Genomic DNA, 21,453 nt, shown 5'->3' with positions numbered 1-21,453 from the left:
GACGCCTGCTTCTACGGACGAGGAGTTACTCGCCGTGGTACGGCAGCGTGGTCCCCGGCAGTTCGTACTCGTCGCGGCGTCCGCACATGCCGTAGCCGCCCAGGCGCGATGGACGGCTGTCGTACGAGCGCGCACCGGCGAGGTGGTCGGGGCGGCCGGACTCGAGCGCGTCGAGCTGGGCGCCCGTGCGTTCGGCGGTGGCCAGCGCTCCGGCCCGCCACAGCTCGCGCCAGGTGGGGATCTTGTCCCGCACGAGCCGGGCCGCGGTCTGCTGGAACTCCAGGTAGGGGCCGTTGTCCCCGGCTTCGAGCGCGTCGCGCAGCGGCAGGTATCCCTCGACGGCCAGGTCACGGCGTTTGCGGGCGGCGGCTTCCGCCTCCGGTCCGCTCTTCGCGGGGAGGCGTGCCGCGGCGGCGTACCGCTCCGGGTCGGCGAGCACGTCGGGCGGGAAGGTGAAGACGGCGTCCCCGGCCTCCGGCAGGCCGCTGTTCTGCATCAGGACCGTGATCCGCAGATCGCCGCCCTGCACCATGCGGTGCACCGTTCCGGGCGTGAACCACGCGACGGAGCCCGCCTCCAGGGGGATCTCCCGGTAGCCGTCGGGGCTGAGGGTCTGGACGGCGCCGCGGCCGCCGGTGACGACGTACGCCTCCGTGCAGACCAGGTGCAGATGCGGGCTGCCGCCGCACACTCCGTCGGCGGCCTCCCAGTCGTAGGCTCTCAGGTGGGAGAGGCCGACGGCTCCGGGCAGGGGGTGCGGCAGGCTCACCATGTCAGTCCCTTCAGGTGCGTGGCGACGCGGTCGCGGTCCCAGGCTCCGTCGGCGACCACGACGCGGTAGCGGTAGGTGAAGGACGCGCCGGGTGCCAGCGCGAACTCGTCGAAGAACGCCCAGGAGAAGGCGACGGTGGGGATGGGTTCGGAGCGTACGAACCAGTGCGATGCGTTGATCGCGCTGCCGTCGAGGTTCTCGGGAGCGTGGGCGAAGACGAGCGTGGAGTGCGCGTCGACGTCGTCGTGCTCGGCGGTGAAGGCGAGCCAGGGGCCCTGGGTGCCCATGAGGCCGGCCGCGTCCTTCTCGTCGTCGGGGCCGAAGGCGGTGCCGCCGGTGAAGTCGCGCGGACCGCGCCACTGCAGGCCCGTGTATCCGGCCATGTCGCGGCCCGCGGTGGTCGGCGAGCCGAAGCGCAGGGGTTCGTCACGGATGTTGGTCAGGCGGATCGACCAGTCGACGGCCCAGGACCCCGCGTCCTGGTCGACGGAGTGGACCGTGATGTCGCGCTCCTCCCTGGCCCATTCCTGGCCGCCGTTCTCGACCCAGGTGAGCTCCTCGGTGAGGTGGAGGCGGTCCTCCTCGACGTCGAGGGCGGAGAAACCGTCGTGGCGCATGGACCCGACGCGTTCCGGCAGGCGCAGATAACCCTCGCCGTGCACATAGCTGTTGCCGCCCCAGAAGTTCTGCCCGGACAGATGGCTCGCGGTCATCTGGAGGCCCTTGTGCCAGCGGTGGTCGTTCGGGCGGTACCCGGAGACCTGGTGTCCGGCCAGGGTCCGCAGGGGGTGGATGTAGGGCTTGCGGGCCTCGAAGGCGTCCGGGTCCGGTGCGTAGACGTAGCTGAGCAGCTCGACGCCGCCGGAGGTGACCGTGATGCGCTCGCCGTGGGTGTGGGTGACCTGGATCGTCATCGCGTGGGGCTCCAGTCGGGGTGGTTGCCGTGCATGGCCGGGTAGTAGGGGTCACCGGAGGTGATCTCGCCCGCGAGCACCGGCCGTCCGGTGAACGCCGACTTGTAGAGCGCGGCGGCGAATTCGAGGGTGCGCCGGGCGTCGGCGCCGCTGCCCGGCGGCCGTACGCCCTGTTCGTACGCGTCGAGGAGCGCGCCGAGCTGGGCGGCGTGCGAGCTGGGCACGTCGGCGGCGGGGGTGCGCCAGGCGTCGGCGCGTCCGGCGTCCACGTGCGGGGCCGGGGTGTAGACCCAGTCGCCGTTGGAGTGGCCGTAGAGGTGGGTGAGTTCGAGCGTCGCGTCGGCGCAGTCGACGCGGATGCGGCTGACCTCGTCCGGGGACAGGACGCTGTTGACGACGGTGGCGAGCGCGCCGTTCTCGAACCGCACCAGGGCGGTCGACACGTCCTCGCTCTCGGTGTCGTGCACGAGGCGGGCCGCCATCGCACGCACCTCGGTCCAGTCGCCGAGCAGGTGAAGCAGCAGGTCGAACTGGTGGATGCCGTGGCCCATGGTGGGGCCGCCGCCCTCGCTCTGCCAACGGCCGCGCCAGGGCACCGCGTAGTAGGCGCTGTCGCGGTGCCAGGTGGTCTGGCAGTGCGCGACCCGGGGCGCACCGAGCTCGCCGCCGGCGATCAGTTCGCGGGCGTGGACGGCGCCCGAGCCGTAGCGGTGCTGGAAGACCACCGAGGCGTACGCCCCCGAAGCCTCCTCGGCGGCGGCGATCTCGTCGTACTCGGCGAGGGAGAGACACAGCGGCTTCTCGCACAGCACCCACGCGCCGGCCTTCAGCGCGGCCACGGTCTGGGCACGGTGCAGCGACGGTGGTGTGCCGATCAGGACCAGGTCGGGGCGGACCGCGTCGAGCATCGCGTCGACGTCCGTGTAGCCCGCGACGTCCATGTCCAGCGCCGCGGCCTCCGCGCGGAACGCGGCGAGCCTCGACGGGTCGACGTCCACGGCGGCTCTGAGGTCGATCCGGTCGGAGTGGGCGCGCAGGGCCGGCAGATGACTTCCGGTGACGATGCCGCCGGTGCCGACGACGGCGGCCCGTGGACGAGTGGGGGTGGAGGACATACGGTCTCCTCGAACGAGCTTAGAAAGCGCTTGCACCGGGATTGACCCTAGGCACCGCGTGAATGTCAGGACAAGACCTCGGAGCCGAAAACTGAAACGACTCAATATGTGGACGCGCCAGTCCGGCGCGCCAGCTCGCGGCCGTCGCCGTGCGTTCACCGCCTCCTCACGACGCCCCCACCGGCCCCCCCACACCTCAGCCCCTCGAAGGAGTCACGCATGTCCATCGACGCCGCGCGCCGTCGCCGCCGCTGTGCCGTGGTGGGACTCGGCGCCCGCGCCCAGCTCTTCACCGAGGCGCTCGCCGGTCCCTACGCGGACCGGATCGAGCTGGCCGGATTCTGCGATGTCAACACGCACCGCATGGCCGTCCACAACGCCTGGCTCGCGACCGCTCACCCCGGCCGCCCGCCCGTACCGGCGTACTTGGCGGACGACTTCGAGGAGATGCTGCGGCGTGAGCGCGTCGACCTGGTCGTGGTCTGCACCGTCGACCGCCTCCACGCCTCCTACATCGTGCGGGCCCTCGAAGCGGGCTGCGACGTGGTCACCGAGAAGCCGATGACCACGACCGCCGAGAGCGCCCGACGCATCCTCGAAGCCCAGCGCCGAACTGGCCGCCAGGTCCGGGTCGCCTTCAACTACCGCTACAACCCGGCGCATTCGGCCCTGCGTGAGCTCCTGGCGGACGGCGCGATCGGCGAGATCGGCTCCGTGCACTTCGAGTGGCTGCTCGACCTGCGGCACGGCGCGGACTACTTCCGCCGCTGGCACCGCGACAAGGCGAACTCGGGCGGCCTGATGGTGCACAAGGCCACCCACCACTTCGACCTGGTCAACTGGTGGCTGGGCGCGCGGCCCGAGACCGTCTACGCACAGGGCGGGCTCTTCTTCTACGGCGACGAGGCGGGCAAGCGGCGCGGCCTGGCCCGCGACTACACCCGCGCCCACGGCTCCCCCGCCGCCGAAAACGATCCGTTCGCCGTCCGCCTGGCCGACTCGTCCGTGCTCAGCGCCCTGTACCTCGACGCGGAGGGTGAGGACGGCTATCACCGCGACCAGAACGTGTTCGGCCCCGGGGTGAGCATCGAGGACGACATGGCGGTCCTGGTGCGCTACTCCTCCGGCGCGACCCTCACGTACCACCTGACCGCGTACGCGCCCTGGGAGGGCTACCGGATCGCGCTCAACGGCAGCGAGGGACGCCTCGAACTCCTCGTGGAGGAGTCCACCTGGACACGCCCCGACGTACGGACGGAGGGCACGAGCCCCGTGCTGCACGGAGCGGCGGTCGGCGACGAGGCAGGGCGTACGCACCTCCAGCTGCGCCGCTTCTGGGAGGAGCCCCGGGAGGTGAAGGTGCCCGCGGGTGAGGGTGGGCACGGCGGCGGGGACGTGCGCATGCTGGCCGATCTCTTCGGCGAACGGCTTCCCGGTGGCGCGGACCCGCTGGGCCGCGCGGCGGACGCCGGCGACGGGGCCCGCTCGCTGGCCACGGGCTTGGCGGCGAACCAGTCCTTCGTCACGGGGCTTCCGGTCGACGTCCGAAGCCTCATGGAGGGGTGAGACGACGTACGGGCCGGTCCGCGAGGACCGGCCCGTACGGGTGCGTCAGAGAACTCAGACCAGGTCGAACCGGTCGAGGTCCATGACCTTGCTCCACGCCGCGACGAAGTCCTTCACGAACTTCGCCTTGGCGTCATCGCTCGCGTAGACCTCGGCCAGCGCACGCAGCTCGGAGTTCGAGCCGAAGACGAGGTCGGCGCGGGTGCCGGTCCACTTGACCGCGCCGCTCGCGTCGCGGCCCTCGAACGCGTCCTGCGCCTCGGACGTCGACTTCCAGGTCGTGCCCATGTCGAGCAGGTTGACGAAGAAGTCGTTCGACAGAGTGCCCGGCTTGTCCGTGAACACGCCGTGCTTCGAACCGGCGTGGTTGGCGCCGAGGACGCGCAGACCGCCGACGAGGACCGTCAGCTCGGGCGCGCTCAGCGTCAGCAGGTTGGCCTTGTCGATCAGCAGGAACTCGGCCGGCAGGCGGTTGCCCTTGCCGACGTAGTTGCGGAAGCCGTCGTGGGTCGGCTCCAGCGCGGCGAACGACTCGACGTCCGTCTGCTCCTGCGTGGCGTCGACACGGCCCGGCGTGAACGGCACCTCGACCTGGACACCCGCGTCCTTGGCCGCCTTCTCGACCGCCGCGGAGCCGCCGAGAACGACCAGGTCGGCCAGCGAGACCTTCTTGGCACCGGAGTTGAAGGACGACTGGATGCCCTCAAGCGTACGCAGCACCTGCGCGAGGCTGTCCGGGTTGTTCACCTCCCAGCTGCGCTGCGGCTCCAGACGGATGCGACCGCCGTTGGCGCCACCGCGCTTGTCGCTGCCGCGGAAGGAGGACGCCGCGGCCCAGGCCGCGGAGACAAACTGCGCGGTGGTGAGGTCCGAGGCGAGGATCTGCTCCTTGAGCGACGCGATGTCCGAGGCGTCGACCGGCTCGCCCTCGGCCGTCGGCAGCGGGTCCTGCCACAGCAGTACCTCGTCGGGCACCTCCGGGCCGAGGTAGCGCACGACCGGGCCCATGTCACGGTGCGTCAGCTTGTACCAGGCGCGGGCGAACGCGTCCGCGAACTGGTCCGGGTTCTCGTAGAAACGCCGCGAGATCTGCTCGTAGACCGGGTCGAAGCGCAGCGACAGGTCGGTGGTGAGCATCTGCGGGCGGTGCTTCTTCGACGCGTCGAAGGCGTCGGGGATGATCGCCTCGGCATTCGTCGCCACCCACTGGTTCGCACCCGCCGGGCTCTGGGTGAGCTCGTAGTCGTACTCGAAGAGGTGCTTGAAGAAGTCGTGGCCCCACTTCGTGGGCGTGGTGGTCCAGATGACCTCGAGGCCGCTGGTGATCGCGTCCTTGCCCACGCCGGTGCCGTGGGTGTTCTTCCAGCCGAAGCCCTGCTGCTCCATGGACGCGGCCTCGGGGTCGTCGCCGACGCTCTCGCTCGGTCCCGCGCCGTGGGTCTTGCCGAAGGTGTGGCCGCCCGCGATGAGGGCGACGGTCTCCTCGTCGTTCATCGCCATGCGGCGGAACGTCTCGCGGATGTCGCGGGCCGCGGCGACCGGGTCCGGGTTGCCGTTGGGGCCCTCGGGGTTGACGTAGATGAGACCCATCTGGACCGCGCCGAGCGGGTTCTCCAGCTCGCGGTCCCCGGTGTAGCGCTCGTCGTCGAGCCAGGTGGTCTCGGGGCCCCAGTAGACGTCCTCGTCGGGCTCCCAGACGTCGGCGCGGCCACCGGCGAAGCCGAAGGTCTTCAGGCCCATCGTCTCCAGGGCCACGTTGCCGGTGAGGACCATGAGGTCGGCCCAGGAGAGGTTCTGGCCGTACTTCTTCTTCACCGGCCACAGGAGCCGGCGGGCCTTGTCGAGGCTGACGTTGTCCGGCCAGCTGTTGAGCGGGGCGAAGCGCTGCTGTCCGGCGCCCGCGCCGCCGCGGCCGTCGCTGATCCGGTAGGTGCCGGCGCTGTGCCAGGCCATGCGGATCATCAGCGGGCCGTAGTTGCCGAAGTCGGCCGGCCACCAGTCCTGCGAGGTGGTGAGGACCTCGGCGATGTCGCGTTTCACGGCCGGCAGGTCGAGGCTCTTGAACGCCTCGGCGTAGTCGAACTCCTCGCCCAACGGGTTGGCCACCGCGGGGTTCTTGGCGAGGATCTTCAGGTTGAGCCGCTCCGGCCACCACTGACGGTTTCCACCGCCCTGGGTCGGGTGCGGCGCGCGTCCGTGCGCGACCGGGCAGCCGCCGGTCTCTTCCGGCTTCGGGTCGGTGACGAGCGCGTCATGGTTCTCAGTCATGGGAATCCTTCCGGACGGGGCGGATCACGGTGCTCTGGAACTGCGAACGGCGGAACAGTTGGGGGCGCCCAGAGGTGACACGGGCCTCGGCGGCCTGAAGGGCCCGCCGGATTGAGATTCCGCGAGCGGGGTACCGGATGCCGGGCCGAGCGGACCCGTCTCCTGAAGTCACGTGCTGTTCCCTGCTGTTGCCCTGTCCCTTGGCCGTCGGCCGGAACTGATCCTACGATGGACCAAGTCCAAGTCAATACGACAGACGGGTCCGTACGAATTCAGTCGTCAGACAAAGCACAGATAGGCTGGTAAGCATGAGCGATCTTCTGGGACGGCTTCGGGGACGTGGCTGGCGGATGACCGCGCAGCGCCGGGTGGTCGCCGAGGTACTCGACGGTGAACATGTCCACCTGACCGCGGACGAGGTCCTCGCGCGCGCCACCGACCGGCTGCCGGAGATCTCCCGTGCCACGGTCTACAACACCCTCGGCGAACTGGTCACCCTCGGCGAGGTCATCGAGGTGTCCACCGGCCGCGCGAAGCGCTACGACCCCAACGCCCACCAGCCCCACCAGCACTTGGTGTGCTCGGGCTGCGGCGCCATACGCGACGTCCATCCCGGCGGCGACCCCCTGGCCGCCCTGCCGGCCTCCGAGCGGTACGGCTTCACCGTGTCCGCGGCCGAGGTGACGTACCGCGGAATGTGCCCGGACTGCGCCCGCGGGTGACCGGGGGCTCGTCCCGAGGTCCGCCAAGACTCCCGTCACAGGAGGCAGCGCCATGACCGATCCCGACTCCCCCATCCCCCGGTTCCACCTGGCCATGCCGGTCGACGACCTCGCCGCGGCGCGCCTCTTCTACGGTGAGGTGCTCGGCCTGGAGGAGGGCCGCAGCGCGGACACCTGGGTGGACTGGAATCTGCACGGCCACCAGTTCGTCACGCATCTCGCGCCGAAGGCCGCCCAGCGCGTGCACAACGCGGTCGACGGCCACGACGTCCCGGTGCCGCACTTCGGACTGATCCTGCCGGTCCCCGAGTTCCAGAAGCTGGCCGAGCGCCTGCGCACGGCGGGCGTCGAGTTCGTCATCGAACCGTACGTACGTTTCGAGGGCGAGAAGGGCGAGCAGCGGACGATGTTCCTGCTCGACCCGTCCGGCAACGCCCTGGAGTTCAAGGCGTTCGCCGACGACTCCCAGGTGTTCGCCGTCTGATCCGTCAGCCCTGCAGCAGATCGCCCAGCACGGTCATCAGGAATCCGGTCAGGGGCACCAGGGCCACGGCCGCGCCGAGTGCGCCGAGGGCGAGGCCCGCGCCCAGGTGGGCCAGCGCCCGGCCTCCGCGGACCCTGCTGGGATCGTCCGGATCGTAGGTGACGTCCACCGCCGGGTTCCGGCGCCGCATCAGCACGGTGACCGACGAGTCGTGCGTCAGCGTCACGCCCCCGGTCGTGGTGAACCGCAGGACGGGGTTCATGGCCTGCTGCTTGTTCGACGTCCGGTAGTCGATGATCTCGCCGGGCACCGTCACCCCACGGCGCCGCAGGATCCACGGGTCGCGGAGGAAGACCTTCCAGGCCAGCGCCAGCAGTCCGGCGCCGCCGGGCAGCAGGAACGCGGTGGGAGCCAGCCACTTCACCTGGTCCGGTGCCTGCACCACCGTGAACAGCAGGACGAGCAGCAGCAGATAAGCGCACACGCCCATGCTCACCCGGGCCGCGCGCGTGGTCAGCGAGAGCGGTGTCCGGGGCGTCGGCCCGGTCGTCACCAGCGCCGTGCCGTCCGCCACCGGCGTGACGCCCTCCATGGCCTGCCGCAGCCCCTCGGCGAACGCGCCCACCGCGTTGCTGTTGCCGCTGCTGACCTGGAAGCCGTCCCCCGAGGCGTCGCCGCTGATCCGCAGCCGCACCGAGGTCATGCCGTCGCTCTCCACGGCGCCGAGGGCCCGCAGCGGTATCCGCCACGTCGCGCGCCCCCGCACCACACGCACCTCTCCGCTCTCCAGTCGCATGGCGCCCCCGCGCCCCTTCAGCACCACTCTCATGTCCCGCCCCATGGGCGGATGGTAAGGCCTGATCGCCTCTGCCATCCGCCCGGACGCCTGTCCGGAGGGGTCAGGGTGCCATTTCGTACTCTCCGGCCAGCGCTTCGACCCGCTCCCACACCCGTGCCGAGCGCGCGTCGTCGACGACCGGGCGCCGTACCGCGCCGAGGGCCCAGTTCTGCTGCGCCTCGGTGGCGGAGTCCTTGCCGTGCAGCTCGACGGCGTGCGCGGAGAAGTCGCGTACGAGGACGGCGAACAGCTCGTCGAGCACGTCCTGGTCGAGGCCGGTCAGGCGCGCCTGCTCCAGGATCAGCTGGCCGTGCACGACCAGCGCGAACAGCTGGCCGACGGCGAGCAGGAGGTCGAGGTCGCGGCTCTGCTCCTCATCGGGAGCCGCGGTGGTGACGAACTCGCAGAGCGCGTCGGCCTGTTCGCGGAAGCGGGCGACGTTGGGCACCTCGGCGTAGGAGTCGTAGGCGGTGCGCCAGTCGTGGAAGCGGATGGCGCCCAGGCCGCGGGCCGGGCCCTGCCGGAAGAGGAAGGCGTCGTCCGCCGCGTCCAGGCGGGTGGGCACGGGCTCGTAATCGGCGGGGTTGAGCAGGTGGTTGCCCATGAACTTGAGGATCAGGGCCAGGTTGACGTGGACCGTGCCCTCCAGCTTGGGCAGGCCGCGGATCTCGACGGCCGCCTGCGCGAAGTAGTTGTCCTTCTCGAAGCCCTTGGCCGCGATGACGTCCCACATCAGGTCGATGACCTTCTCGCCCTCGGTGGTCACCTTCATCTTCGTCATGGGGTTGAAGAGGAGGTAGCGGCGGTCGTCGGGGCCCGCGGAGCGGAAGTAGTCGACGGCGCGGTCGCTGAACAGCTTCATCCCGACGAGGCGGACGTAGGCGTCGGTCAGCTCGCGGCGCACGTGCGGGAAGGCGGTGACGGGGCGGCCGTAGAGGATGCGGCCGGTGGCGTGGGTGACGGCCTCGTACATCGCGTGCTCGCAGATGCCGATGGAGGCGGTGCAGAGGTTGAACTTGCCGACGTTGACGGTGTTGAGGGCGGCGTCGAAGGCGGCGCGGCCGGTGTGCAGGATGTCTGCGGGCGCCACCGGGTAGTTCTCCAGGCGGAATTCACTCACGTACTTCGACGAGTCGACGACGTTCTTGACCAGGTGGTAGGCCTCGTGTCGGCTGTCGGCGGCGAAGAAGACGTAGCCTTCGGGGCCCTCGATGTCGGTGCGGCGGCCGAAGACGGAGACGAGTCCGGCCGCGTTGCCGTTGCCGATGTAGTACTTGGAGCCGCTGGCCCTGAAGCCGCCGTCGCCGTCGGGCGTCAGGAGCATGTCGGTGGAGTAGATGTCGGCGCCGTGGGTCTTCTCGGACAGGCCGAAGGCGAACACCTCGCCCTGGTCGAGGAGTTCGGCCGCGCGGGCACGGGCGGTCTCGTTCTCGCTCTGCCAGACCGGGCCGAGGCCCAGGATCGTGACCTGCCACGCGTACCAGTAGTCGAGCCCGTAGAAGCCGAAGATCTCGTTCAGGGCGGCGATCCGGGCGGTGTCCCACCGCGCGTCCGGCTTGTCACCGGCGGCGGACGCCGGGGTGAGGAAGGCCGCGAAGAGGCCCTCCTTGGCGGAGAACTCCAGGAAGTCCGCCAGCCAGGCGCGGTCGCGGTAGTCCTGGATCAGCCGGCGCTTGCCGCGGGCCTCGAACCAGTCGACGGTGGCGCGCAGCAGCCTGCGGGTCTCGGGGTCGAAGTGCTTCGGGTCGTAGGTACGCGGGTTGAACAGCAGCGGGTCGGCCATGGGTGTTCGCCTTTCCGGCTCGGGAGGTTTCGGCGGATTCAAAGAAACGAGGGGTGGTTCGTGGAGCAGGCCGGTCAGCCCTGGGGGCCGAGCCGGTGGAGGGTGGCGAGCACGTCGTCGAGCCAGTCCAGCGTCATGCGTTCGTAGGCGATGCCTCCGCGCAGCACGACGTGCTGGAGCTCCTGCCCGGCGTCGGGCGTGGCGGGCGCGTCGGGTCCGGTGAAGTCACGCAGCTCCCCCGCGAGGTAGCGCGCGAGCCGGTCGGTGTGCGCCTGGCGGTGCCGCTCGACCTCGTGGATCAGCGCGGCCGGGTCGTCGAAGGCCGCGCCGCGGATCTTCACGGCGAGCTCGTGTCGCACGCTCTCGGGCTCGATCGGCTCGTGCAGCCACCGGGAGAGCGCGGACCGCCCGAGGGCGGCGACGGAGTACTCCTTCTTGTCCGGGCGCGCTTGCTGCGCGACTTCCCGGACGTCGATGAGGCCGTCGCTCTCCATCCGCTTGAGCACGCGGTAGATCTGCTGGTGGGTGGCGGTCCAGAAGTAGCCGATGGACCGCTCGAACCGCCGGGCCAGCTCATAGCCGGAGCCCGGTTTCTCAAGGAGCGAGACGAGGATCGCGTGCTCTAGCGCCATGCCCCGATCCTGCTATGCAACTCGTTGCATAAACAAGTGGCGCCGCCCTGGTGAGACACGGCTCACCCGGGTGCCACTCCATTCGCCCGGCGGCGGCCGGCGGGTCAGTCCGGCATCGACTCCACGAACGCGGCCGCCGCCGGTGAGTTCCGCGTCCGGCTCCACACCAGCCGCTCCTCGCGGACGGGCCCGTCCGCGACCGGCACCACCGCAAGGCGGGGAAGCCTCGGCACCAGGCGGGAGGGCAGCAGCGCGATGCCGAGCCCGCCACGCACCAGGTCGGCGAAGAACTCGAGCCCCTTGGCCTCGAACGCCACCTCGCGCCGCAGCCCCGCGGCCTGGAACGCCTCGTCGGTCTGCGCCCGCGCCGCGATGCCCGCGGGGAAGTCCACGAACACCTCGTCCGCCAGCCGTTCGAGCGGCAGCGGTTCCCCGGAAGCCGCGGCGGCCAGCGGGTGACCGGGGGCGACCACCGCCACATGGCGGTCGACCACGAGCGTCCGGCTGCTCAGACCGGGCTCGTCCGTACGGAACGACGGCGGCACCCCCAGGAACGCCAGATCCAGGGCGCCCTCCCGCACCCCGCGCACCAGAGCCTCGCTCATTCCGTCGATCAGCCGCATCGTGACCTGCGGATACGTGGCGTGATAGGCCCGCATCAGGCCCGGCACGTCGACCGCCGTCACCGTCGAGATCGCCCCGATGGCCAGGCGGCCGCGGATCTCACCGGTCGCCGCCGCCACCTCGGCCCGTGCCCGCTCCGACGCCTCGAGCGCTTGGCGCGCGGCGGGCAGGAACGCCTCGCCCGCCGGCGTGAGCGCCACTCGCCGGCTCGTCCGCTCGAACAGCCGCGCCCCGAGCTCCTTCTCCAGCTTCCCGATCTGGTGGCTGAGCGCGGACTGCACCACCAGACACCGCTCGGCGGCCCGCGTGAACCCACCCGTCTCGGCGACCGCGACGACATAGCGCAACTGCTGCAGCTCCATGCGATCCATCGTGCTGCGCGATCGTTCGGATGACAAGGATGTGTTGGACTCATCAATGGGACCGGCCGCAGGCTGACTGCCATGACACAGACGGGACTTGACCACCATCGCGCGAGGGATCCGGACGAGCGCGAGACCCCGGGCCGCGGCCTGCTGCTCCTCATGGCCGTCGCCACCGGCCTGTCCGCGGCGGGCAACTACATCGCCCAGCCGCTGCTCGACCTCATCTCCCGCGACCTCCACCTCGGCAGCGTGCTCGCGGGGCTCGTCGTCACCGCGTCCCAGGCCGGGTACGCACTCGGTCTTCTGCTGCTCGTCCCGCTCGGTGACGTCATCGACCGGCGCCGCCTCGCGGTGACCCTGTTCGTGGCCACCGCCCTCTTCCTCGGCGTCTCGGCCCTGGCTCCCAGCGGCCCGGTCCTCCTCGCGGGCACCGTCCTCGCCGCCCTCGCCTCCGTCGGCGCCCAGGTGGTCGTCGCCCATGCCGCCGCTCTCGCCACCGCAGCGACCCGGGGCCGCGCCGTCGCCACCGTGATGTCGGGCGTGCTGCTCGGCGGCCTGCTCGCCCGCACCGTCGCGGGCGGGCTGTCCGAACTGGGCGGCTGGCGCACCGTGTACTGGGTGCTCGCCGCCCTCATGACGGGCGCCGCCGTCGTCCTCCACCACCGGCTGCCGTACCTCGCGGTCACCGCCGACCTGCGCTACCCGGCCCTGCTCCGCTCCACGCTCTCCCTGATGCGCCAGGAGAGCGTGTTGCGCCGGCGCGCCCTCCTCGGCGCACTGTCCTTCGCCTCCTACAGCGTCCAGCTCACCGCGCTCACCTTCCTGTTGGCCGGTGAACCCTTCCACTGGGCGGCCCCCGCGATCGGTCTCTTCGGCCTGGTCGGCGCGGTGGGCATCCTGTCGATGACGTTCGCGGCGCGCCTGAGCGACAGCGGCCACGCCCAGCACGTGGCCGGTGTCGCGACGGCCCTGCTGCTCACCGGCTGGCTGACCCTGCTGGCGGGAGAGCGGTCGCTGGTCTGGCTCGCGGTCGGTGTGGTCGCCCTGAACATCGGCCAGCAGGCGGTCCTCAACAGCAGCCAGACCATCCTGTTCGCGCTCGACGCCGAGGCACGCAACCGCATCAACTCGGCGTTCGCCACGAGCCTCTTCCTCGGCGGCGCCGCCGGCTCCGCGCTCGCCTCCGTCGTCTGGGCGGCCGCGGGCTGGTCCGGGGCCTGCGCACTGGGAGCGACCCTGGCCGTAGGCGCCGTGACCGTGTGGGCCTGGGACCGCTACCGGCCCTCCAAGTGACCTTCGTATCCACGTAATTGAGGAGTACCCATGCACATCACCGTCTTCGGAGCCGCGGGCAACGTCGGCCGCCGTGTCGTCACCGAGGCCGTGGCCCGCGGGCACGAGGTCACCGCCGTGGTCCGTGACGCGGCCAAGGCATCCGGACTGCCCACCGCCGCCAGGATCCGCACCGGCGACGCCGCCGACCCCCACACCGTCGCGACGCTCGCCACAGGACAGGACCTGGTGATCACCGCGACCCGCCCCGCCTCCGGTCGCGAGCCCGAACTGGCCGCCGTCACGCGAGCGTTGCTCACCGGACTGCACGCCACCGGCGTACGACTCCTGCTCGTCGGCGGCGCCGCCGGTCTCACCCTCCCCGGCACCGACGGCACCCTGGTGGTGAACGCCCCCGATTTCCCGCCGTCCCTGCGCCCCATCGCCCTGGCCTGCAACGAACAACTCGACGCGTGCCGCACCACCGCCCATGACGTCGACTGGGCCTACCTCAGTCCGCCGTCCCTCCTCGAACCGGGCGAGCGCACCGGCCGCTTCCGCCTGGGCGCCGACGAACTGATCGTCGACGCCCACGGCGTCTCCGCACTCTCGATGGAGGACCTCGCGGTGGCCCTCCTCGACGAGGCCGAACGCCCGAAGCACCACCGGGCCCGGTTCACTGCGGGCTACTGAGTCCCGAGCAGGGCGAACGCGGGGCAGGTCAGATGCGGTCGGCGGCGATGAGGAGGTAGTGGAAGCTGCCTTCTCGGTACGCGGTCAGGAAGGATTCCTCGATGCCGGTGGCCAGCGAGGACTTGGCCCGCAGCTCCCAGTAGGGGATGGTCGCGGCGGTGAGGTCGACGACGTTGATGGGGACCAGCCCGTTGGCCGCCAGTGCCTTGAAGTACGCGCCGCGGGAGTGGATGTTGCAGGTGTAGTGCTCGTCGATGCGGCTGACCGCCTTGGAGCGGCCCCCGGTCACGTCGTTGTAGCAGCCGGTGATGCAGACGTAGCGCCCGCCGTGGACCAGCAGCCGGGAGTACTCGGCGAACAGCGGGAACAGGTCCACGTACATGGTGGACTCGTTGTTCCAGATCCCTTGGAAGGAGTGGGACGCGAGGCCCGTGTTCAGCATGTTGCGGAAGTGGTAGCCCACCTTGGCGGCCACACCCCGCTTACGGGCCTGGTCGTTGGCGAAGGCGACCTGTGCCTCGGAGATGGAGACACCGTCGACCCGGCAACGGAACCGCTGATGGGCCATGATGCTGGTGCCGCCCCGGCCGCAGCCGGAGTCGAGCAGACGATGGCCGGGCTCGATGGCCCCCAAGTGGTCGAGGAGGACGTCCGCCTGCGCCGACTCCAGACGGTGCATCTCCTCGATGACACGCTCGTCCCGGGTCTCCTCGGGACCGTCGAGGACCGACGGATCCCAGTCGCCGATCCCGTAGTGGTGATGGTAGAGGCCGTCGACATCGCCGAGGCGGAGGTTGACCGGGTCCTGCTCGTTGTTCCAGTAGTCCGCGACCGCCCGCTGGTAGGCCGTGCGCACCACGCGGGCAGAGGCATCCGGAGTCACCGTCATCGTGAGAGCTCCTTCGGTGTCAGGCGGGCGTCCGGGCGACCTCGACGTTCTCCAGGACTCCGACCGCGTCGGGGACGAGTACGGCCGCCGAGTAGTAGGCACTGACCAGGTAGGAGATGACGGCCTGGTCGTTGATGCCCATGAACCGCACGTTCAGACCCGGCTCGTACTCGTCGGGTATCCCCGTCTGGCGCAGGCCGACCACCCCCTCCGCCTCCTCGCCCATCCGCAGGGCCAGGACGGAGGTGGCGCCCTCGGCGGAGACCTCCAGCTTCCCCAAGGGGTAGATCGGCACCCCGCGCCATGCGGGCAGCCGGTGGCCGCCGACCTCGGTGTCGCCGAAGTAGATGCCCCGCCTGTTGCACTCACGGCCGAAGGCGGCGACGGCGCGCGGGTGCGCGAAGAACGCCCTGGTCTGGCGCCGCATGCTCAGCAGCTCGTCGAAGTCGTCCGGCGTGGGCGGCCCGGAGTGGGTGGAGATGCGCTGGCCGTAGTCGGCGTTGTGCAGCAGCCCGAACTCCCGGTTGTTGACGAGCTCGTACTCCTGGCGCTCGCGCAGCGCCTCGATGGTCAGCCGCAGCTGCTGTTCGACCTGGTTCATGGGGTCGTTGTAGAGGTCGGCGACCCGGGTGTGGATCTTCAGGACCGTCTGGGCCACGCTCAACTCGTATTCACGGGGCGCGAGTTCGTAGTCCACGAAGGTCCCCGGCAACGCGGGCTCGCCCACATGCCCGGCAGCGAGCGCGATGTCGGCCTCGCCGCGCTTGTTGCGCGGCCGCTCCCCCTCGGCCTGACGCCGCCGCACGTGGGTCCGCAGCCCTTCGCTCTGCCCCGCGACCTCCTCGTACGCCTGCCGGGGCAGCACAAGGACGGTGCACGCGGTCACCGCACGCGTCGTGAACTCCCAGTCGCCGGGCTCGTCCGCGACCACCTGCCCGCCGAAGAACGCGCCGTCGGCGAGCATCCCGAGCCGGGTCTCCTCGCCGTACTTGCCGGTCCCGGTCTTCTCCACCTTGCCGTGTGCGATCAGGTAGACGTGGTCGGCCGGCCGCCCCTCCTGGGCGAGCACCTCTCCCGGCGCCAGCTCCCGCTGCTGGAACCGCTCGGCCAGCGCCCGCAGCACCTCGGGGTCGTCGTATCCGCGCAACAGCGAGAGCTCGCCCAGTTCCGCGGGGACGACGCGGACCTCGGCGCCCTCCTGGACGAAGGTCACCCTGCCGTCGCCGACCGCGTACACCAGGCGCCGGTTCACCCGGTATGTGCCGCCGCCCACCTCCACCCAGGGCAGCGTCCGCAGCAGCCAGCGGGAGCTGATGTTCTGCATCTGCGGAACGGTCTTGGTGGTGGTCGCCAGATTGCGTGCGGCCGCGATGCCCAGGCTCAACTGCGCCTGCCCGGCGCTCTGTTCAGGTTGCTCCGACTGCTCGCCCGACGCTGCGGTCGCCATCCTGGTCCCCTCCCACGGCAGTGCGTTGCTAGGAGCTGCGCGGCAAGTGAAGCAGCGCGCCAGGATGCCGGTCGAGAGCGACCTCAGGCCCACACCATGCGTTTGCGCCACATTCCCCGCATCCCGGATAGCCTGCACGAACAACCCGTGACCCGCTGTGGGAGCGGCAGCCTCCGCGTCCGAGGACGGCCGGAAATCGAGCGGACCGCCTTGTTGCACCTCAAGGGCCGTGCTATCCCTGCGTCGAAGAGCGAGAAGCCTCCCGTGGACGGAGTTGCGGATGAAGGCGCCCATTCCCGGAACGCATACGACCGACGGGCCTGCGGACCCTCGTCCCTCGCCCCGGCTGCTGGCACGCATCCTCTCGGGCCCGTCCGGTATCGGGACCGACTCCCTGCGCCTCGCCCCCGTCACGGAAGCGGAAGCGGAAGCAGAGTCGCCCGCGGAGACCCACCCTGGCTCCGAGCCCTCCTCTCGACGGATCGAAGGCCTCTACTGCCCGCCCGCCGTACGGGACGACCGCGCGCTCGCCGACGAGATCAACCACCGGCTCGTCGAGTGGGCCGAGCAGGAGGTGGGCCTCTACCCGGGCACCGAGCACCGGGAGGCGCTCGTCGGCTTCGACCCGGGGCGGTCGGTGGTCCTGTGCCACCCGGACGCACCGGACATCGACCACCTCATGGCCGCGGCACGCCTGCTGGTCGGCGAGAACGCCGTGGACGACTACTTCTGCGAAGCGGAGTACGGCGGCCACGCGGACCGGCGCGGCGCGGCACTCGCGATCGCCCAGTCCGCGATAGACCCGGCTCACAACACCCCCCGCTACGAGGCCGATTGGCGGTCCGGGGTGGAATCCCACCCCGCCCTGCGCGCGATGCGCTCGGCCATGGACCACTTCCGGGCCCTGGCCACCCCGGCGCAGGCACACCGCTACCGGCACGACATCGCCGGCCTCTACCTCGGCTACAACGCGGAAGGCGACTGCATCACCCAGCGCCGCACACCGGCGGTGTGGGAGTACCTGGTGCAGCGGCAGTTCAACAACTTCCGCCCGTGCCTGACCATCACCGACGCCGTCGGCGGATACGAGCTGCCCGCACACCTCTTCGCCGAGCCCGCCGTACAGCGCGCTGTTGCCTTGTCCTCGAACGGCGCGACCCTCTGCAACGACCTCTACTCGCTGCGCAAGGAGCAGCAGAGCGAACGCTTCCACTACAGCCTGCCGACCGTGATCGCCGCCGAGGAGAAGTGCTCCATCGAGGACGCCTTCCAGAAGGCGATCGAGGTGCACAACGAACTCGTCCACCTCTTCGAGGAACAGGCCGCCGTGCTCTCCGCGACCGATCCGCTCGTCGCCCGCTTCATGACGGGTCTGACGAACTGGGTCGGCGGCAGTCACGAATGGCATGCGGGGAACGTCGGCACGCGGTACGCGACGTCGCCCTGACGTCATCGGATCAGCTCACCGCGTCCCGCACCAGCTCCGCGATCCTCGCCTCACCCTCGGCGGTCAGCTCCTTCAGGGCGTACGAGGCCGGCCACATGGCGCCGTCGTCGAGGTCCGCCTTGTCGCTGAAGCCGAACGTCGCGTACCTCGCGCTGAACTTCTGTGCGCTCTGGAAGAAGCAGACGACCTTGCCGTCCTTGGCGTAGGAGGGCATCCCGTACCAGAGCTTCGGCGCCAGCTCCGGCACGTTCTCCTTGATCACGGCGTGGATCCGCTCGGCCATGACGCGGTCCGATTCCTGCATCTCGGCGATCTTCGCGACCACGGCGGCCTCTTCCTCCGCCGCCTTGTCGGCGCGCGACCCGCGGCGCGAGGTGGCCTTGAGCTCCTGGGCGCGGGCCTTCATCGCGCCGCGTTCCTCGTCGGTGAATCCGTCGAACTTCGCAGCGGAAGCAGTGGTGGCAGTCATGGCAGGTGTCCTTACGTACGTAGGTGAGAGGGAAGCGGTGGTGCCCGGGGGAAGCCGCCGTGGCGGCTTCCCCCGGCGGCGGGTCAGCCCCAGGCGCCGGCGATCTGGCGGGTCGTGGCGTTGAGCCGGTTGAACAGGTTGGTGACACCGGTCATGAGGACGAGCGCGGCCAGCTGCTTCTCGTCGAAGTGGGTGGCGGCGGCGTCCCACACCTCGTCGCTCACCGCGTCCGCGCGGTCGGCGAGGCGCGTCGCGGCCTCGGCCAGCTCCAGCGCGGCCCGCTCCGCCTCGGTGAAGTACGGGGCCTCGCGCCAGGCGGCGACCGCGGCGAGCCGCTCGTCGCTGACGCCCGCCTTGCGGGCCGACTTGGCGCCGCCGTCGACGCAGGCGCTGCAGCCGTTGATCTGGCTGACCCGCAGGTGCACCAGCTCCAGGGTCTGCGCCTCCACCCCTCCGGAGTGCACGGCCTTGAAGAGCGTCTGGATGGCCGGCATGGCGTCGGACAGGACGACGGCGGGGTTCTGCATACGGGACTGCATCTCGGTGTTCTCCTTCTTCCGGTTCGGCCCCCGTTCCCTCGGGGCGTGACTCCATATCAGCGGGAACCGCTCGCCACGACCACGCCCGTGGGACACCGTGGGACAGCTGAAACACCCTTGAGCAGCGACGACGTGGCCCGGTAGGTTTCTGGCGACACGGGACACTGGGGGGTATCTGGTGGATGAGCCGCAACGCACGGCGAAGGCGGATCCGCAGCACGAACTGGCGGCGCGACTACGCCTGATCCAGGAACTGTCCGGACTCGGCGTACGGGCCCTCGCGCGCGACGCGGGCCTCAGCTCCTCGTCACTGTCCCGCTACCTCAGCGGCCAGACCCTGCCGCCATGGCCCGCGGTGGTCGCGCTCTGCCGTCTCGTCAAGCGCGACCCCCGCCCCCTGCGCCCCCTGTGGGAACGCTCCTCGACTCCCCTCCCCGCGCCGCCGAAGTCCAGCCGCCAGGGCAGGCCGAGGCCCCGCAACGACCTGCCGCGCGACGTACCCGACTTCACCGGCCGCCAGGCGCAACTCGCTGCCGTGCTCGACGCGGTGAGCAGCCACCGCGTGGTCGCCGTCGACGGCATGGCGGGCGTGGGCAAGACCTGTCTGGCGATACATGCCGCGCACCGGCTGGCCGCCGACTACCCGGACGCGCAGCTCTATGTGGATCTGCACGGGTTCACCGAGGGCCGCGAGCCGCTCGACCCCGACTCCGCGCTGCGGATGCTGCTCGGCGCGCTCGATGTCCCCTCCGAGAAGGTGCCCCGCGAGGGCGTCGAGCAACTGGCCGCCTGCTGGCGCGCCGAGTTGGCCGACCGACGGGTCGTTGTGGTGATCGACAACGCCGCCGACGCCGATCAGGTCCGCCCTCTGCTGCCGGGCGCCGGTCCGTCCGTGGCCCTGATCACCAGCCGCAACCGGCTCCTCGGCCTGGACGAGGTGCCGCCGGTCTCGCTCGACGTGCTGAGCCCGCAGGAGAGCGCGGAGCTCCTGGCCCGTGCCAGCGGCGACCCGAGCGGTCCCGAGGGCCGGCTCGCCCGCGACCCGGAGTCTGCCGCCGAGGTGCTGCGGCTGTGCGGCCACCTGCCGCTGGCGCTGCGCCTGGCCGCGGCCCGGCTGCGGCACCGGCCCGGCTGGACCGCGGGCATCCTGGTCGAGCGGATGGCCGAGGGAGCGAACGAGTTCGACACCGCCTTCGCCATGTCCGTACGGCAGTTGGACCGCGCGCAGGCCCGCCTGTTCCGGCTGCTGGGCCTGCTGCCGGGAGGTTCCTTCGACGAGTATCTGGCGGCGTCCCTGGCGGACGTGCCGCTGCACAGCGCGCGGGCGATGCTGGAGGACCTGGTCGACGCGCACCTCGTACAGGAGTCGACGGCGGGCCGCTACCGCCTGCACGACCTGGTGCACCAGCACGCGCGCCGGGCTGGCGAGGAGCAGGACTCACCGGCCGAACGGCAGCGGGCCCTCGGCCGCTTCCTCGACTACTACGTGCACGCCGCGGCGGCCGCCGACGCCGCGATGCCGTTCCTGTCCCCCGGCCGAGCGCCCTCGGCGGGCCCGGCGCCCGCCGCCCTGCACCGCTTCCCCGACAAGCACGCCGCGTTCGCCTGGCTCGTCGCGGAGTACGAGAACCTGGTGGCCGCCTTCGAGACGGCGGCCGCCGTCGGGGCCGACGCGCACGTGTGCGAGCTGCCGCGTTTCCTGCGGGCGTACTTCGCCCGGCGGTGCGGCACGACGCATCTCAATGTTCTCTTCGAGCGGGCGCTGGCCGCCGCCGAGCGCCTCGGCGACCCGCTTCAACTGGCCGACGCGCACAGCGACCTGGGCTTCGCCCGCTACAACGCGGGCCGTATGGCGGAGGCCGCCGCGTCGTACAAGGCCGCCTCCCGGGCGGGGAGCCCGGGGTCGCAGGCCGAGCTGACCCTGCGGCGCGGCTATCTGAAGTGGGACGAGGGGTTCGTCGAGGAGCCGCTCGAACTCTTCCGGCTGGCCGGGAAGTTGTACGAGCAGGCCGACTGCCCGACGGGCAGGGCCGCGGCGGCCGCGGCCGAGGCCTGGGCGATGCTGCAGCTGGGACACCGGGAGGAGGCGGCGCAGCGGGCCCGGGAGGTCTTGGGCCTACCCCGTGCGGACCCCGCGTCGCCGCCCGCGCTGACGGCCCGGATCACCCTCGGCGTGGCCATCGCCGACGAGGAGCCCGACGAGGCGGCGGAGCACCTGCATCAGGCGCTGGCGCTGGCCCGCGAGGACGGGCACCTGCACAACGAGGCGTGGTGCCTCAACTGCCTGGGTGTCGCGCTGCGGCGCATGGGCCGCCACGACGAGGCACTGGCCAGTCACCGAAGGGCGTTCGCACTGCTCGACGAGCTCTTCGAGGAACACTGGAAGATCCATTTCCTCAACGGCTACGCAGAGACCTGCCGCCTGGCGGGCCTGCCCGAAGAGGCCCTGCGCCTGCACCGCCAGGCTCTCGAACTCGCCCCACGCCTGGGCTACCGCAACCAGGAAGCACTGGCACACGAGGGCATCGCGACCATCCTCGACACCACGGACCCCACCACAGCGGCCGAACACCGCGCGGCAGGCCAGGCCGTTCTGCAGGAGCTCACCGCGTGA

The 21,453-nt window shown here is 71.1% G+C and carries 19 protein-coding genes; 7 read left to right on the top strand and 12 right to left on the bottom strand.

Annotation, left to right across the window (positions count from 1 at the left end; translation table 11 throughout):
* Nucleotides 1–25: 25 nt before the first annotated feature.
* Genes AB0M70_RS10005 through AB0M70_RS09995 form a run of 3 tightly spaced genes read right to left on the bottom strand, consistent with a single transcriptional unit; the run spans nucleotide 26 to nucleotide 2,801 of the window.
* Complete coding sequence (locus AB0M70_RS10005) at nucleotides 26–772, bottom strand: cupin (RefSeq protein WP_365818312.1); 747 nt, start codon at nucleotides 770–772, stop codon at nucleotides 26–28.
* Nucleotides 766–1,686 carry a PmoA family protein gene (locus tag AB0M70_RS10000; protein ID WP_365818310.1) on the bottom strand — a complete coding sequence of 307 codons (921 nt, stop codon included), beginning with the start codon at nucleotides 1,684–1,686 and terminating at the stop codon, nucleotides 766–768. Before AB0M70_RS10000 ends, AB0M70_RS10005 begins: the two co-directional genes overlap by 7 nt.
* Nucleotides 1,683–2,801 (bottom strand): Gfo/Idh/MocA family oxidoreductase, encoded by a 1,119-nt coding sequence (locus AB0M70_RS09995; protein WP_365818308.1) that lies wholly within the window; start codon nucleotides 2,799–2,801, stop codon nucleotides 1,683–1,685. Before AB0M70_RS09995 ends, AB0M70_RS10000 begins: the two co-directional genes overlap by 4 nt.
* 219 nt (nucleotides 2,802–3,020) lie before the next feature.
* On the opposite strand from AB0M70_RS09995, the gene AB0M70_RS09990 reads away from it, so the two are divergent.
* The gene (locus AB0M70_RS09990; protein ID WP_365818306.1) at nucleotides 3,021–4,367 is read left to right on the top strand and encodes a Gfo/Idh/MocA family oxidoreductase; all 1,347 of its coding nucleotides are present in this window, start codon (nucleotides 3,021–3,023) and stop codon (nucleotides 4,365–4,367) included.
* A 54-nt stretch (nucleotides 4,368–4,421) separates the two neighbouring features.
* On the opposite strand, the gene katG is transcribed toward AB0M70_RS09990, so the two are convergent.
* Nucleotides 4,422–6,635, bottom strand: a complete 2,214-nt coding sequence (gene katG / locus AB0M70_RS09985; RefSeq protein WP_365818304.1) for a catalase/peroxidase HPI — start codon at nucleotides 6,633–6,635, stop codon at nucleotides 4,422–4,424.
* A 308-nt stretch (nucleotides 6,636–6,943) separates the two neighbouring features.
* Here katG and AB0M70_RS09980 point away from each other — a divergent pair, with 308 nt between their 5' ends.
* On the top strand, nucleotides 6,944–7,357 hold the full coding sequence (locus tag AB0M70_RS09980) for a Fur family transcriptional regulator (RefSeq protein WP_363308688.1): 414 nt from the start codon (nucleotides 6,944–6,946) through the stop codon (nucleotides 7,355–7,357).
* Nucleotides 7,358–7,409: 52 nt separating this feature from the next.
* On the top strand, nucleotides 7,410–7,841 hold the full coding sequence (locus tag AB0M70_RS09975; protein WP_365818302.1) for a VOC family protein: 432 nt from the start codon (nucleotides 7,410–7,412) through the stop codon (nucleotides 7,839–7,841).
* Between the two features lie 4 nt (nucleotides 7,842–7,845).
* Here AB0M70_RS09975 and AB0M70_RS09970 read toward each other — a convergent pair whose 3' ends face one another.
* From AB0M70_RS09970 to AB0M70_RS09955, 4 genes are all read right to left on the bottom strand, one after another.
* Entirely contained in the window at nucleotides 7,846–8,682 is an 837-nt protein-coding gene (locus AB0M70_RS09970) for a DUF3592 domain-containing protein (protein ID WP_365818300.1), read from the bottom strand.
* A gap of 58 nt (nucleotides 8,683–8,740) precedes the next feature.
* Nucleotides 8,741–10,462: an acyl-CoA dehydrogenase family protein gene (locus AB0M70_RS09965; protein WP_365818298.1), complete on the bottom strand. Its 1,722-nt coding sequence runs from the start codon at nucleotides 10,460–10,462 to the stop codon at nucleotides 8,741–8,743.
* Between the two features lie 74 nt (nucleotides 10,463–10,536).
* Nucleotides 10,537–11,094: a PadR family transcriptional regulator gene (locus AB0M70_RS09960; protein ID WP_365818296.1), complete on the bottom strand. Its 558-nt coding sequence runs from the start codon at nucleotides 11,092–11,094 to the stop codon at nucleotides 10,537–10,539.
* 104 nt (nucleotides 11,095–11,198) lie between these two features.
* Nucleotides 11,199–12,080, bottom strand: a complete 882-nt coding sequence (locus AB0M70_RS09955; RefSeq protein WP_365818294.1) for a LysR family transcriptional regulator — start codon at nucleotides 12,078–12,080, stop codon at nucleotides 11,199–11,201.
* Between the two features lie 81 nt (nucleotides 12,081–12,161).
* On the opposite strand from AB0M70_RS09955, the gene AB0M70_RS09950 reads away from it, so the two are divergent.
* Nucleotides 12,162–13,376, top strand: a complete 1,215-nt coding sequence (locus tag AB0M70_RS09950) for an MFS transporter (protein ID WP_365818292.1) — start codon at nucleotides 12,162–12,164, stop codon at nucleotides 13,374–13,376.
* Between the two features lie 30 nt (nucleotides 13,377–13,406).
* Entirely contained in the window at nucleotides 13,407–14,048 is a 642-nt protein-coding gene (locus tag AB0M70_RS09945) for an NAD(P)H-binding protein (protein ID WP_365818290.1), read from the top strand.
* A gap of 28 nt (nucleotides 14,049–14,076) precedes the next feature.
* Here AB0M70_RS09945 and AB0M70_RS09940 read toward each other — a convergent pair whose 3' ends face one another.
* A complete protein-coding gene (locus tag AB0M70_RS09940) occupies nucleotides 14,077–14,937 on the bottom strand; it encodes a geranyl diphosphate 2-C-methyltransferase (RefSeq protein WP_365818288.1) in 861 nt (286 codons plus the stop codon).
* Between the two features lie 19 nt (nucleotides 14,938–14,956).
* Complete coding sequence (locus AB0M70_RS09935; protein WP_365818286.1) at nucleotides 14,957–16,384, bottom strand: family 2B encapsulin nanocompartment shell protein; 1,428 nt, start codon at nucleotides 16,382–16,384, stop codon at nucleotides 14,957–14,959.
* 280 nt (nucleotides 16,385–16,664) lie between these two features.
* Here AB0M70_RS09935 and AB0M70_RS09930 point away from each other — a divergent pair, with 280 nt between their 5' ends.
* Complete coding sequence (locus AB0M70_RS09930) at nucleotides 16,665–17,831, top strand: family 2 encapsulin nanocompartment cargo protein terpene cyclase (protein WP_365818284.1); 1,167 nt, start codon at nucleotides 16,665–16,667, stop codon at nucleotides 17,829–17,831.
* Nucleotides 17,832–17,841: 10 nt separating this feature from the next.
* Here AB0M70_RS09930 and AB0M70_RS09925 read toward each other — a convergent pair whose 3' ends face one another.
* Together AB0M70_RS09925 and AB0M70_RS09920 are read right to left on the bottom strand one after the other, a co-directional pair.
* On the bottom strand, nucleotides 17,842–18,300 hold the full coding sequence (locus tag AB0M70_RS09925) for a DUF1801 domain-containing protein (protein WP_365818283.1): 459 nt from the start codon (nucleotides 18,298–18,300) through the stop codon (nucleotides 17,842–17,844).
* Between the two features lie 83 nt (nucleotides 18,301–18,383).
* The gene (locus AB0M70_RS09920; protein WP_365818281.1) at nucleotides 18,384–18,839 is read right to left on the bottom strand and encodes a carboxymuconolactone decarboxylase family protein; all 456 of its coding nucleotides are present in this window, start codon (nucleotides 18,837–18,839) and stop codon (nucleotides 18,384–18,386) included.
* 178 nt (nucleotides 18,840–19,017) lie between these two features.
* Here AB0M70_RS09920 and AB0M70_RS09915 point away from each other — a divergent pair, with 178 nt between their 5' ends.
* Nucleotides 19,018–21,453 carry a tetratricopeptide repeat protein gene (locus tag AB0M70_RS09915; protein WP_365818279.1) on the top strand — a complete coding sequence of 812 codons (2,436 nt, stop codon included), beginning with the start codon at nucleotides 19,018–19,020 and terminating at the stop codon, nucleotides 21,451–21,453.

Source organism: Streptomyces sp. NPDC051214, assembly GCF_040682375.1.
Lineage (GTDB): Bacteria > Actinomycetota > Actinomycetes > Streptomycetales > Streptomycetaceae > Streptomyces.
Note: the sequence above shows the minus strand (reverse complement) of the source record. Positions and strands in the feature narration are given on the sequence as shown.

Excerpts from the sequence above, each read along its gene's own strand:
- AB0M70_RS09930 (WP_365818284.1), top strand. The coding sequence starts at position 16,665 with ATGAAGGCGCCCATTCCCGGAACGCATACGACCGACGGGCCTGCGGAC.
- AB0M70_RS09925 (WP_365818283.1), bottom strand. The coding sequence starts at position 18,300 with ATGACTGCCACCACTGCTTCCGCTGCGAAGTTCGACGGATTCACCGAC.
- AB0M70_RS09995 (WP_365818308.1), bottom strand. The coding sequence starts at position 2,801 with ATGTCCTCCACCCCCACTCGTCCACGGGCCGCCGTCGTCGGCACCGGC.
- AB0M70_RS09975 (WP_365818302.1), top strand. The coding sequence starts at position 7,410 with ATGACCGATCCCGACTCCCCCATCCCCCGGTTCCACCTGGCCATGCCG.
- AB0M70_RS09945 (WP_365818290.1), top strand. The coding sequence starts at position 13,407 with ATGCACATCACCGTCTTCGGAGCCGCGGGCAACGTCGGCCGCCGTGTC.
- AB0M70_RS10000 (WP_365818310.1), bottom strand. The coding sequence starts at position 1,686 with ATGACGATCCAGGTCACCCACACCCACGGCGAGCGCATCACGGTCACC.
- AB0M70_RS09960 (WP_365818296.1), bottom strand. The coding sequence starts at position 11,094 with ATGGCGCTAGAGCACGCGATCCTCGTCTCGCTCCTTGAGAAACCGGGC.
- katG (WP_365818304.1), bottom strand. The coding sequence starts at position 6,635 with ATGACTGAGAACCATGACGCGCTCGTCACCGACCCGAAGCCGGAAGAG.
- AB0M70_RS09955 (WP_365818294.1), bottom strand. The coding sequence starts at position 12,080 with ATGGAGCTGCAGCAGTTGCGCTATGTCGTCGCGGTCGCCGAGACGGGT.
- AB0M70_RS09935 (WP_365818286.1), bottom strand. The coding sequence starts at position 16,384 with ATGGCGACCGCAGCGTCGGGCGAGCAGTCGGAGCAACCTGAACAGAGC.
- AB0M70_RS09940 (WP_365818288.1), bottom strand. The coding sequence starts at position 14,937 with ATGACGGTGACTCCGGATGCCTCTGCCCGCGTGGTGCGCACGGCCTAC.
- AB0M70_RS09950 (WP_365818292.1), top strand. The coding sequence starts at position 12,162 with ATGACACAGACGGGACTTGACCACCATCGCGCGAGGGATCCGGACGAG.
- AB0M70_RS09970 (WP_365818300.1), bottom strand. The coding sequence starts at position 8,682 with ATGGGGCGGGACATGAGAGTGGTGCTGAAGGGGCGCGGGGGCGCCATG.
- AB0M70_RS09965 (WP_365818298.1), bottom strand. The coding sequence starts at position 10,462 with ATGGCCGACCCGCTGCTGTTCAACCCGCGTACCTACGACCCGAAGCAC.
- AB0M70_RS09990 (WP_365818306.1), top strand. The coding sequence starts at position 3,021 with ATGTCCATCGACGCCGCGCGCCGTCGCCGCCGCTGTGCCGTGGTGGGA.
- AB0M70_RS09920 (WP_365818281.1), bottom strand. The coding sequence starts at position 18,839 with ATGCAGTCCCGTATGCAGAACCCCGCCGTCGTCCTGTCCGACGCCATG.
- AB0M70_RS09980 (WP_363308688.1), top strand. The coding sequence starts at position 6,944 with ATGAGCGATCTTCTGGGACGGCTTCGGGGACGTGGCTGGCGGATGACC.
- AB0M70_RS10005 (WP_365818312.1), bottom strand. The coding sequence starts at position 772 with ATGGTGAGCCTGCCGCACCCCCTGCCCGGAGCCGTCGGCCTCTCCCAC.